Here is a 12,569-nt window from a genome sequence, read left to right as displayed (position 1 = left end):
AGAAGGAGGGAGTCTTGACATGGCAGTGACCGACACCGGAATACGGCGATTACTCGCGGACTCGGGGGAGCAACGCGGCTGGGTGTCACCCAGAACGGACCTGGTCACCGCACTGCTGGGGGTCTGGTTCGGCATCGGGCTGATGATCGACGCGTGGGCGCACTCGAACCTCACGCAGCTGGAGACGTTCTTCACGCCTTGGCACGCGGCGTTCTATTCGGGGTTCGCCGTGGTGTCCGGCTGGATCATCTGGCAGGTGTGGCGCAACGTCCAGACCGGCCGCCAGGGGGTCGCGGCGGTGCCCACGGGCTACCTGGCCGGGCTGCTCGCGATTCCCGGGTTCGCCGTCTTCGGGCTCGCGGACATGATGTGGCACACCTTCCTCGGCATCGAGACCACCCTCAACATCCTGTTCAGCCCCTCGCATCTCGGGCTGATCGTGACGATGCTCCTCATCATCACCACACCGCTCCGCTCCCTGTGGAACGCCCCCGGCCTTGGCCCGAGCCCTTCGCTGGGCCGGATGCTCCCGGCACTGATCGGGCTCGCGTTCGCCACCACGCTGGTGTCGCTGTTCCTGGGGTACGCCGATGCCCTGCAGTGGAGCCCGCAGGGCATCGTCAGGGCCTTCTCCGACATGGAAGGCCAGGGCGCCGACCGGCTGGCCGGCGGCCTGGTCATCAGCAACGTCGTCACGCTCGCCCCCGTACTGCTGCTGGCGCGCCGCTGGCGCCTGCCGTTCGGTAGCGTGACCATCCTGCACGCGGTGGGCATCCTGATGTCGGGCGCGCAGACCGCGTTCGGGAACCTGGCGGTGCTGCTGACGTTCGTGGCCGCGGGGCTTGTGAGCGACCTGCTGATCCTCTGGCTCAAGCCCTCGGGCGAGCGACGGGGCGCTTATTGGGCGTTCGCCGGGTTGTCGGGCTTCCTCACCTGGTCGCTGTACATGGGGGCGGCGTCGGTGGCGGGCGGCGGGCTGCCTGCCGTCACCGAGCTGTGGACCGGCGCGCCGGTCGTGGCCGGGCTGGTCGGGCTCGCGCTCGGGGCACTGTTCCTGCCCAACGCGGTCACCGCCGAGCCGGTTCCGTCCAGCGCTGTCACTGCTGAGCCTGCTCCATCCAGCGCGGCCGACGCCGAGCCCGCCCCGCCCAGCGCGGTCACTGCCGAGCCGGTTTCGCCCAGCGCAGCCGACGCCGACCGGGCATGATCCGAGTCCTCCGGGTCCTCTGTCTGGCCGCCGTCCTGCTGCTGGCGGGCGCCGCTCCGGCCGCCGCGCACAATGTCACGGTCGGAGCGGATCTGCGGATCGCCCAGACGATCGCGGGCACGGAGGTCACCGTCGTCATCAAGGGGACGAAGCGGGTGCCCGGGCCGTTGCAGATCGGTGTCATCGCTTTCCAGCCGGTGACCGACCTGCCGGTCTCCCTGGAGCTGCGCTCGGTCGCGGACGGCCGTACGGTGACGGGCGTGGCGCGGGCGGCGTACGAACCTCAGTATGTTCAGCTCAAGGTGGACCGGACCGGCCCGCATGAGCTCACGCTGCGGGCCGGGAACGAGACCGCCGTGGTGCCGTTCCGCGTCCTGGTGGACCGCAGGTCGGCGATTGAGCTGCTGATCTACGGCGGCCTGCTCGTGGCGGCTCTGCTGATGATCGGCGGCCTGCTCACCGGGGCACTGACCCGCCCTGGGCCGGCGATGCTGCTGGCCGGCGGCACCGCGATCGGTTTGACGGTCGCCGCCATGATCGTCATCTTCGAACCGATACTGCCCGCCGCCCCGCCCGACGGCGCCCCACCCACGGTGGCGCCGACGGTGGGAGCGGGGGCAGGAGCTGGGGCGGCGTCAGGGGCGCAGATCGGCGGACGCCCGTTCGCGCAGGGCCGGATGGCGACGCTCCCGGCCCGCCCGGCCGCCGGAGCGGAGTTCACGTTGCGGCTCGACCTCATCGACGGATCCACCGGCCGGCCCGTGGACGATCTCGTCCTGCATCACGAGGCCCTCGCCCACGTGATCGTGACCAGCGAGGACGGGCGCTACTTCCGCCACGTACACCCACTGCGCAAGGCGCCGGGGCGACTGGAGGTCAAGATGCGAGCCGACCGGCCAGGCCGGTATCTGGCGTACGCCGAACTGGAGCGCGAGGACTCCGGCGGGCAACTGATCACCGGCGAGTTCAGCGTCAACGGTGACGCCTCTCACGCTTCTGTTGAGGCGGAGACACCCGTTGAGGCCGTCACGCCGCTCCTGAACCCCGCCGCTCCCGTCGCGGGCCGCCCGACGACGATCGAACTCAGCACGTCCGGCACCCCACGCCCCTGGTTAGGTATGACCGGCCACCTGATCGTCCGCAGCCAGGACGGCACCTTCCTCGGCCACGTACACGAGATGGGAACGCCGGGCCCCCGGCTCCGCTTCACCTTCAGCTTCCCGTCGGCTGGCCGCTACCTCGCATGGACCCAGTACGCGACCGGCGACCACATCGTGACCGCGCCTTTCACCATCAACGTCACGGCATCGGGAGCCTCGCAGTGAAGCGGGCAACCGTGGCCGTCGCCGTCCTTGCGGTGGCAGTGGTGACGTTCCTCATCGTAGGAAGAAACTCGGCACCCGACCCGCTCCAGGTGACCGCCAGGGGAACGCACTACGCCGCCACCGTCTCGGTGGATCGACCGACCACGGGACGCGTCGTCGTGGACGTGCGGCTGACTTCAGGTGACGCGGGCAGCGCGGCACTGTCCGCCGTGATGCCTGCCATGGGCCACGCCATGCCGGAGATCACCGCCCGGGAGCCGGAACCCGGCCACTTCGTCGCAGAGGGCGAGTTCTTCCCGATGACCGGCGTCTGGGAGCTCTCAATTCGGCTGAACGGGCCTGCGGGCGAGGAGGTATTGACCGTGAACGCGCCGATCACCGGCTAATCGGCGCACGATCGGTCAGCATGGCGCGAGATCCTGGTAGACGGCGGTCCAGATCTATCAGCTTGCACAGCCACGCCCGAACCTTCTCGCGAAAACGGCAGGAACGTCTTCCTGCCGTTCGTTACGGTGAATGCATGACGGCACGGAAGCTGTCGATCTCGGTGCCGCCAGAGGTCGAAGAAACGATCAGGGCTGCAGCCACCGAAGAAGGCAAACCGGTCGCCACCTGGCTGGTGGAAGCTGCTGTCGAGAAGGCGCAAACCGATCTCCTGCACGCCCAGGGCCGCGCCACTGCGCGCGAATTGGTGGCGGAGTACGAGAGCGAACACGGCAAGCTCCCCGAGGAGTCGAGGCAGCGCGCGCCAGTTCCTCATGGAGGCCGGACTGCTGGACGACGAGCCGTGGTCGGCGGTCGGGTAGTGCGCACGATCGTCTACGACACCGGCACCCTGCTGCCCGCCGAGCGCGCCGAGCGGGTGGGGGTCCGGGCACTCCTGGGTTGGGAGCGGTCCCGGACCTGTGACCGTACGCGAGGAAGCACACCGCATGCTCGACGCGGTCCCAGAGGGCTGGCCCCGCCACCGAAGTGCTGCGCCAGTGGGCCGAGGTGGAGCGCGGCGAACCCCCTCGCCGCCAGTTGGGCACGACTGCCGCCTTCGACGGCGAATCTGATCTGAGCGCGCTGCAAGAAGATCGTCCGCGCTTAGGCCAGCGAGCAGCCCCAGAGCGCGTGATCGAACCGGCCCCGTGGTGGCTGACGCCAACCGCAAGGACGACTGGCACCTACAGTGCGTCGAACGGCTCCAGAATTACCTCGGTTCGCCTCTGCTGCCCGCGCCGCTCCTGGCCGAGATCGGCTACATGCTCTGTAGCCGCGCCGACGCCAAGTCCGAGGCGGAGCCGACTACTTCCTGACTCACCTGGCCCTGCGCTTCCTGATCCCTGTCGGCGCAGATCACCGATCCCAGCCCACCCGCGGCAGCCGCCTGCACGCCTACCAATTCGCCATCCACGACCTCGCTCAGCAGGACAGGCCTACTTAACCGCATTACGGACTCTAGTTCCACTCGCGCCTCAGCAGACCTCACACATCGCAACATGGCTCGATCTTCAAGATCCTGGAGGCGAATGGAGCCCACTTCCTGCTCTGCTGGGCGCACGAGATCACCTCATTGCCCGGTGGACGAAGCGAGCCGAATTACCTTATTCCACTCAGATCGGTAGAGCGCGGCTGGCAATGAGAACCAGTCGTCGTACTCGCCTTCCACCTCCCCTCCTTGCGCGACATAAACGAGCCCATTGGATTGCCATATCAAAATATGCCAACCTTGATCCATGTCCCAATAGGGGGACTCAATGGATCCGTTTGGAATATCGGCCAGAGACCACTCGCTGATTTCTTCCTTTACATTTTCCCACCACGGAAACGATACGACGACACTAAGCTCAGGGGCGAGAAAGCGAATCGATGATCCCATCCCCTCATCGGCCAGCTCGATAGTGAAGTCCGCCGCGATGGGAAACGCCTTAAGGTCAAGGAAGCGAAGCTCGTCAAAGCTGTTTATCCGGAATTTCCTTGCTTCTGCCATACATATTCCTCATTTCCAACATCTCAAGGATCAACATAGGATGTGTGAATCCGGAAACCGTCCGGCATGTTCGCGTCCCGACGAAGAGTCGTGACGACGGTTCTCCCTGGCACTTCACCACCCGTTGCTCGATTTAGAACGCGCGCATCAGCGGGGTCCAAGATCGGATTGCGGATCGTGGTCTGAGGACTACTCCCTGAGAGCCACGACCGTATATCGGAAGCGTGTGCGTCAAGATTAGCCTGCGTCTCACGCGTCGCCGCTGCCAGATCTCTATATGTAGAGGCATTCGGAAGATTTCGCCCTCGGAGGTACGCATCATCCTTTCCGACATGTCTCTCTATCGCATGGCCACCGTTGGCTTCAGAGGCAGGCAAATCACAGGGATACGGGGTGTTGTGCACCAAGATCGGTGCGGTTCCAGCCAGTACATAGTACGTGTGCAGGTCGTCGACTGACAGGTTGTACATCAACCGCACGGAGTCGAAGGTGCGCACCTTTACCACTTCAGCAGGCCGTCCGTCGGCAGTCTGGAGCGTGTCCTCGGGGTGCAGGTCGCCAGCGTCCACCCACATCTTGTGCGCGCCGTCCCAGAAGGGGTGCTCCATCGTGGTGTGGAGCGTGCTGGGCATGCCATCGTCGGATTGGACGGCGACATCCGCCATCTCGGTGTCGACATTGCGGTGGACCGCGGTCACTTTCCTAGCCCCGGCCTGGCCCGTCTCCGGGTTGGTGGCCCATACTTCGTCGCCGACCTTGACGTCCTCGATGTTCTTTCGAGTTCCGTCGGCCATGAGGACTTGGGTACCGGCCGCGAAGCTGTTCAGGCACGGATTCCTTACCACCCCGCCGCCGACCTTGGGTACAGTTCCGGGCCTGACGGCTTCTGCTTCCGGAGCGATGAGCATGGAGAGTACGTTCGCGCCCCAGTAACCGGTTTTATATTCGGGTGACGTCGGATCAGTTCCAAAAAGGGTCTGTGCGGGAAGTTGCGGAAGATCGGTAAAGCCCGGTACGAGGTGGCAGACAACACAGGTCATATTCCATGCGGACTCGAAAATACCCGCGCTGGAGTCGACTACTCCTCGCCAGAAATCGTCAGTGGGCTGGAACGGCGGCGTCCCATCGGGTGGCGAATCGTCCGTGGGAAAACCGACCGTGCTTATGGTCGGCGTCCCACCATCGGGTTCATCTGGATAGTCGACACCGTAATTCTCTGCGATCTGATCCCCGTAGACCACCTGAACTTCAGGCTTAGCAGGCTTCTTTTTCTTCTTCGGATCCCTAGAATTCCGATCCTTTTTACTCCCCTTGGGTGGTATCTTGGGCCCCCCGGGCTCCCCTTGCGACTGTCTGGGCGGCTCCTTTACTGTCGGCTGCCCGGTTCCCGGGTGCTTAACGGTTGGCTTCCTGACATGGGGAGTGGGGGTGGGGTGGCGATCCACCACCCTTTCAGTGCTGCTGACAGTTATAGGTGTGCCATCCGGCGACCTGCCGTCCCTACCGTCCTTGTTTCCACTGTTATTACCGGTGTTACATGGGTCGCCGCCGCTGTGACTGGAGGTTTGCTGGTAATACCAGCTGTCGGGGTGGCAGGGGCCGTGGCCGGTGGGGTCACTATTGGCAAGCGGGTTGGCGTTGCCGTAGGTGTAGCGGTTGGCTTGGACCGACGGCCATGGAGGCAGGGTCCAGGTATCGCGTGATGCGAAGCTGCCGGTTCCGGGCTGGTACCAGCGGGCGTGCATGTTGACTTTGCCGGTGTCCGGGTCGGTGTATTCGCCCTGGTAGCCGAGGTTGGTCTTGGCCCCGGTTTGGGCCGTTATGGCGCCGAAGGGGTCGTAGGCGGTGGTGGTGGCCAGGGCGGTGGCGGAGAAGGTCGCCACCAAGTCGCCGTGCAGGTCGGTCATGGTGGCTAGGGCCGGGTTGGTGCCTTCCTGCTGGCCGATCAGGGCGCCGAAGGCGTCGCGGCCGTACTTGGCTTGTACTGCGCCCCCGCTGTCGTTGATCGCGGCGAGGTCGGTGCCGAAGCCGGAGTAGGCGAAGGTCTGTTTGGCCGCGCCTTTGATACGGGTGGTGACCCGGTCGAGGGCGTCGTAGCTGTAAAGGCTGTCACCGTCTGCGATTAGCCGGTCGAAGGCGTCGAAGGTGAGTTGGGTGGTGACACCTGCCTTGGTCTGGGTGGCTAAGGTGCCGCGCGGGGTATAGGTGTAGTCAGCGCCGTCGCCGCTGGTCAGGCGGTTGCGTTCGTCGTAGGTGTAGGTCTTGTCGCCGACCTTGGTGCGGTTGCCAGAGGCGTCCCAGGCGTAGGTAGTGGTGGCGCCACCGGGGGCGGTCCAGGACGTTAAGCGTCCGGCGTGGTCGTAGCCGTAGGTGTTGGTTCCAGCTCCGGCGGTGCCAGTGGTGGTTTTGGTGGTGAGATTGTCGTCCTTGTCCCAACCGTAAGTGATCTTGGCGAGTTGGGTGCCGGTGCTGGTGCCCTTGCGCAGGGTGTGGGTTTGCGGCCGGTCCAGGTTGTCGTAGGTGAAGATTTGAGTGTCGGTGGTAGTGGTGCCGGTGGTGGCGGTCAGTGAGGTCAGGTTGTTGACCTGGTCGTAGCCGTAGGTGAGTTTGCGGCCGGTGACCGGATCGGTGGCCGACCCGAGTCGGTTGTTGTTGTCCCAGGTGAAGGTGGCGGTACCTGCGGCGTCGACACGCTGCAGAGGGTTGCCGAGCGCGTCGTAGACATAGCCGGTCTGCTGGGTGGTTCCGCGCTTTACGCTCAGCGGCAGGGTGCGGTCGTTGTAGTCAACGGTCAGGTCACCGATGGCCGTTGGGCGACCGGCCAGGTCGTAGCCGAAGCTACGTTCGGCACTGGCCGCGCCGCCTCCGGCACCGCTCTCCGCGGTGAGACGGCCGAGGTGATCGAAGGTACGGTCGATGCGCACGCCGCCGGGCTGTAATACCGCCACCGCGTTGCCTGCCTGATCGTAGCTGGCGGTCCAGGTACGGTCGGCGACATTTGGGTGGGCAGTGGTGGACGGCTCGGTCACTGTTTCGGCCAGGCCGAGATTGTTGTAAGCGGTCCAGGTGGCGTTGCCGCGGCCATCGGTCAGACGGGTACGTGCGCCGGTGGCGTCGTAACCGAAGCTGGTGGTGATCGCCTCGGTGCCGGAGACCGGCTCGATCAGCGAGGTGACGCGGTTGAGCGCGTCGAAGGTCTGCTTGGTGGTGTGGTTCTCGCCTGAAGTAGTGCTGATCTGGTTGCCCGCCAGGTCGTAGCCGACGCTGCTGGTGCGCAACACGGCGCCAGTGGAGTCTAGGTCCTTGGTGGCGATCTTGCGGCCGGCCAGGTCGTATTCGGCGGTGGTGACGTTGAGGCGCGCATCGGTGACCTTGACGGGGCGGCCATCCAGGTCATAGTCCAGGGTGGTCTTGTTGAGCATGGGGTCGGTCTGGGTCTTGACCGAGCCGTCCGCGTTGACTTTGTATTCGGTGGTCTTGTTGCCAGGCCCGGGTGCGATCGACTTGGTCAGGTAGCCGGCGTCGTCATAGGTCAGCGTGGTCGTATAGGCGGCGGGAGTGGGCTTGCGTTCTACCTGGGTTCGGGTGATCTGGCGGCCCAGGCCGTCGTAAGTGGCCTCGATGCGGGCACCAGTCGCGTCGACGGCGGCCAACTCCTCATCTGCCAGGTCGTACTCAATGACCGACCGGCCGGGTGTCTCCCCCTGCGGGGCCGGGTCGGTGATGCGCACCTGGCGACCCAGCTTGTCGTAGTCAAACGTCGTGGTGAATCCGCGCGGGTCGGTGGTGGAGATCAGCTGACCGGCCGGGTCGTAGATGTGCAAGGTCGTCGGTGTGACCGGCGTCCCGCTCGGCGGGGTGTAGGTCGGCGCGATCTGACTCTTCAGACGGCCTGCTTTGTCGAAGATCGAGGTCACGGTGCGGCCTTCGGCGTCCGTCTCGTGCGTCGTGGCACCGAGCATGTCGTAGCCGTAATGGACGGTGGGATGTGCATCGCTAGCCGCACCCGCCTTGTCCACCTTGACCTGTGGGCCGCTCGCCTCCACCAGGCGGCCCAGCGCGTCATAACGCATGGTGGTGGTGAACTCGTCCTTGGTCGCGCCTTCGGCGTTGCCCCGCGGATCGGTGCTCGCGGTGACCAAACCTCGGTCATCGAAGTCGATGGAAGCGACCAGGTCTACACTGCCGTTCTCGACGATGGACTTGGTGACCTGGTTGACCTTGTTGTAGGTGTACTCGGTGACCTCGGTGCGGGTGCTTCCGGCACCGGTACGGGTGGCTTTGAGGGGGTTGTCGTTGGCGTCGTAGACGAAGGCCGTTGTGCGGTTCAGTCCATCCGGGTCGAACGTCTGGGAGGTCAGGCGGCCGGCCGCATCGTAGACGTAGCCGGTGGTCACGTTGTTCTCGCCGCCGGTGACCAGTTCGGTCTTGTTGCCCGCCGCATCGTAGGCGTAGACCTCCAGGTCCACATCCCTGACGGTTTTGGAGTCATTCACTTTGACGTCGTCGGCGAACTTCTTGGCCAGCAGATTGTCGGCGAAGTAGGTGTAGGAGGTTTTGCGGCCCATCGCGTCTTCCTGCGTGGCTAACCGGCCCCCGTCGTCATAGCTGAACGACTCCAGCACCACGTCCTTGGCCGGTTGCGGGTTGACCGGACTGCCGGTCCAGCCCTTCAACGTGCGCGAGGTGAACTGGCCGCGCTTGCTGTAGCCGTAGTCGACCACTGCGCCTCGAGCATCGGTCACCGTGGCCAACTGGCCGAGGGTGTTCCAGCTCTGCCGGACGGCACCGCCCTCGGGGTCAGTGACCGTCTCCACCCGCCCCTGGGCATCGTAGGTGTAGACAGTGGCGCGCTCCGCGTCGCCGCCGGTCAGGTCGGTGATGGTCTCGCTGAGCTTGTTACCGTCCAAGTCGTAGGCGTACGCAGTGCGCTTGGTGTGCGTGACACCGGAGACCTCGTTCTTCACGCCAGGCTCGGTCTTCGTCGCAGGCCGACCCAGTTCATCGTAGGTGAAGGTGGTCTTCACACCATCCGGATACGCCTGGGACACCTCCGTCTTGTCCCGAAGCCTGCCGAGCGTGTCGTAACCGAGCTTGACCAGCAGGCCGGCAGGGTTGTGCTGCTCGGCTAGGTCGCCGGTCACGGTGTAACGGTAGGTCCACGCGTTGCCCCGCGCATCGGTCTGCGAGGCGACCAGCCCCGCCGGGGTGACACCGCCGCCGACCGCCGCTTCGCTGCCGTCGGTGTAGGCGATGACGGCCGAACGGCCATTGGGGAAGTCGGGCGTCTTCGGCGTCGTCTTCTTGACCGGCTCGCCGTACTGGTTGTACTCGTAGCTGGTGGCGTAGGTGTTGTCGGCGGATCCCGATGAGCGGGCGTCGCGCACCTTCGACACGCGGTCATTTCGCGCGTCGAACTGGTCGTTCTTGTTGAAGTAGAACTCCGTATAGGCGGTCTGGCAGCTGCTGTCCGTATGACACGTGCCGGTGGAGATCGTGTTTCCGCGCTTGTCGTTGTACCAGGTGGTGGTGTTGTTGTTCGCGTCGGTCATTTCCGACAGGAAGCCGCCGGTGTCGTAGTCGTATCTGGTCTTCTTGCCGAGTTGATCGGTCGTGGAGATCAGCCGGTTACCGCGCCAGACGTCGTGAACGGCCGTCAGCTTCTCGTTCTTCGGGTCGGTCACCACGATCGTGGAGGTGCCCGCTGTGCGATCCAGGGTCGGCTCGGCAAGTTGCCAGGTGCCGCCATGCTGGTCGGTGTGGGTCTTGATCCGCTCGGTGGAGGAGTCGTAGGTGTTGGCGGCCCAGACCCGCCCCGACGGCAGGGTGATCTTGGTGAGTTCGTGCGGCGCCGCCACACGCGCCGCGTAATGGCGGGCCACCTCCACCGCCGACAGCGGTCGATCGTAGACGGCGGTGTCATCGACGGTGGCGGCAATCCCACCACCGATGTCCAGCCCCTCATTATCGGAGAAGCCTGCGAGCCTTTCGGTCACCGTCCCGGCCGGCTGGCCGTCCACATACAGCGTCTGCACAGTGCCACCGACAGTGAACACCGCATGGTGCCACAAGCCATCCTTGACCGACGCGCTGGTGACGATCGGCGTGGAATTCTCCTGATAAGCGGCCGACAGCTTGCCGGCAGCCGTCACCTCCAACAACGGATGCGGCTCACTGAGGGGTCCATATCCGGTGGTCATCAGCGTACCGGTGGCGGTGGTCTTGAACCAGGTCTCCACCGACCCCCACGCCCCGATCCGCGAAATGGCATCGGAGGACAGGTTGATATTCGGATTGCTGGAGGCGGCGATCTGCACCCCGGTGTCCGTGGTGCCCGCCAGCGCGCCCGGCTTGGCGAGCGTGTAACCGACGTTGTAATGGGCGTCATCGCCCACCCAACCGAGGTTCTTCGAGGTCGATCCGGTGCTCTCGCCCAGCCGCCAATAGCCCATCGGGTCGGAATCGAGCACCGTACTGCGATACAGCGACCCGGTGTTGAGCTGGTAGAGCGTGCAGGCCGTACTTGGGTCACACACCTTCTCGAGCATGTCGCCGTTGTAGGAGTACGCCCAGCTCAGGACTTTGCCGTCCACCGCGTCCGTTGAGACGGTGGTGACGTGCGCGCCGGTCCAGGAGAACGTCAGCGACCTGCCTCCCGGTGCGGTGACCTTGGCCAGCTTGCCGTCCGTCCCATACGTCAACTCCTGACTACGACCCCGGCTGTCAGCCACCTTCAGTAAGCGCCCGCCGCCATCGAACAGATACGAGGTAGACGCCTTGTCCATCAACCGCCAACTGCCATCGGCGTTCTTGGCCAGGGTCGCGTACATGCCCGGCGGCGGCTGAAAGGTCCCGTCGTCCTTCTTGGCGAACCGCACCTGACGGCCATCCGGATAGGTCACCAGCGCGGCATCACGCCCGCGCACACTCTCCGCCACGATCCGCATGTCCCAGCGCGTCGACCAGCCAGCCCCGAACGCGCCGTCACGGCGCGGATCCATGCTGTTGTACGCACGCACCACCGACAACGGCGGCCCAGCCGTGGCCACCTGCGCGTCAGTGAACGTCGTGGTGTAGTTGCCGGACTGCTGGTTGAACTCCTGCCCGTTCACCCCCCGCACCGACAACTGCGAGGTGATCGTCGGCTGACGCACACCGATCACGAAGGTATACGTCGGCGAATACCCACTCGACCCGCCAATCGTCGACGCGTCACTGACCAGCACCCGCCACCAGTACTGACGACCCCACCCCAACGTGTCCTTGGGAACCGTCCAACTATTGTTGAAAGGATCTTCCGTCACGCAACCCGTCATGGAAGGGCTGTCGCAAACCTCGAAGTCATATCCGATCGAGCCACCCGGCCACGTCGTGGCCTGAACAGTCAACGTCGGCTCCGTGGTCATCAACTGGATGCCATTATCGGGAGACATCGACGTCACCGCGGGCGGCGGCGCCTTCGGACAATCCCCGATCAGCAACCAACCGGTCCCCTCCTCCTCAGGAGGATAGATATTAAGGTTGGCAGGAATGTTCTGAATCGCTTTCCAAATACGCTGACCCGACGCCACATACGTGCCGTACGCCACATACACCGATCGCTGCCACGGCGAATACGAGCCACACGGCGGACCAGCCGCCGCAACCGCCACCGGCGCCGCCCCACGGATCAATGACGCCGCCAGCGGACCGGCCTGCTTGGTGCGGACTACCCCCTCCCGCACCTCCCTCGGCAACGCCCTCTTCGGGACCACGACCTTCGCCTTCGGCGTACCCGGATCCGCCGTCGCCCTCGTCGCCTCAGCAGACAACAGCGACGGCAAACCGGCAGCAGTGCCCGACATCTGCTTTGGCGTGTCAGGCACACTTCCCAAGGCCGTAACAGAGTTCGCGGAATCAGCGGCGACCGGCTGCGGCTGCAAAGCCAGAAGACCCGGCAGCGTCGCAACCAAGGCCAAAAACACAAGGCCGAACCGGAAACGAGCAGAATGAGCCCATGCCAGCAAGCGGCGCATACGCCGTCACACTCCGAACCACGCAGGGCGCCTCAAAAGCGCCGGAC

The 12,569-nt window shown here is 64.9% G+C and carries 7 protein-coding genes; 5 read left to right on the top strand and 2 right to left on the bottom strand.

The window, feature by feature from the left end:
• Positions 1–19: 19 nt before the first annotated feature.
• The 5 genes from ACQP2T_RS20545 (at position 20) to ACQP2T_RS20525 (ending at position 3,833) form a co-directional block, all read left to right on the top strand.
• The gene (locus ACQP2T_RS20545) at positions 20–1,207 is read left to right on the top strand and encodes a hypothetical protein (RefSeq protein ID WP_433517721.1); all 1,188 of its coding nucleotides are present in this window, start codon (positions 20–22) and stop codon (positions 1,205–1,207) included.
• Positions 1,204–2,532 carry a hypothetical protein gene (locus tag ACQP2T_RS20540; RefSeq protein ID WP_433517720.1) on the top strand — a complete coding sequence of 443 codons (1,329 nt, stop codon included), beginning with the start codon at positions 1,204–1,206 and terminating at the stop codon, positions 2,530–2,532. Before ACQP2T_RS20545 ends, ACQP2T_RS20540 begins: the two co-directional genes overlap by 4 nt.
• Positions 2,529–2,918 carry a hypothetical protein gene (locus ACQP2T_RS20535; protein ID WP_433517719.1) on the top strand — a complete coding sequence of 130 codons (390 nt, stop codon included), beginning with the start codon at positions 2,529–2,531 and terminating at the stop codon, positions 2,916–2,918. Before ACQP2T_RS20540 ends, ACQP2T_RS20535 begins: the two co-directional genes overlap by 4 nt.
• Before the next feature lie 134 nt (positions 2,919–3,052).
• On the top strand, positions 3,053–3,595 hold the full coding sequence (locus ACQP2T_RS20530; RefSeq protein WP_433517718.1) for a hypothetical protein: 543 nt from the start codon (positions 3,053–3,055) through the stop codon (positions 3,593–3,595).
• A gap of 73 nt (positions 3,596–3,668) precedes the next feature.
• On the top strand, positions 3,669–3,833 hold the full coding sequence (locus ACQP2T_RS20525) for a hypothetical protein (RefSeq protein ID WP_433517717.1): 165 nt from the start codon (positions 3,669–3,671) through the stop codon (positions 3,831–3,833).
• A gap of 254 nt (positions 3,834–4,087) precedes the next feature.
• On the opposite strand, the gene ACQP2T_RS20520 is transcribed toward ACQP2T_RS20525, so the two are convergent.
• Both ACQP2T_RS20520 and ACQP2T_RS20515 read right to left on the bottom strand, forming a co-directional pair.
• Entirely contained in the window at positions 4,088–4,507 is a 420-nt protein-coding gene (locus tag ACQP2T_RS20520; protein WP_433517716.1) for a hypothetical protein, read from the bottom strand.
• A 23-nt stretch (positions 4,508–4,530) separates the two neighbouring features.
• Positions 4,531–12,522, bottom strand: a complete 7,992-nt coding sequence (locus tag ACQP2T_RS20515; protein ID WP_433517715.1) for a polymorphic toxin-type HINT domain-containing protein — start codon at positions 12,520–12,522, stop codon at positions 4,531–4,533.
• Positions 12,523–12,569 lie beyond the last annotated feature (47 nt).

Source organism: Nonomuraea sp. CA-143628 (genome assembly GCF_050942315.1).
Classification (GTDB): domain Bacteria; phylum Actinomycetota; class Actinomycetes; order Streptosporangiales; family Streptosporangiaceae; genus Nonomuraea.
The sequence above is the reverse complement of the archived record's forward strand: the minus strand, read 5'-3'. Positions and strand labels throughout refer to the sequence as shown.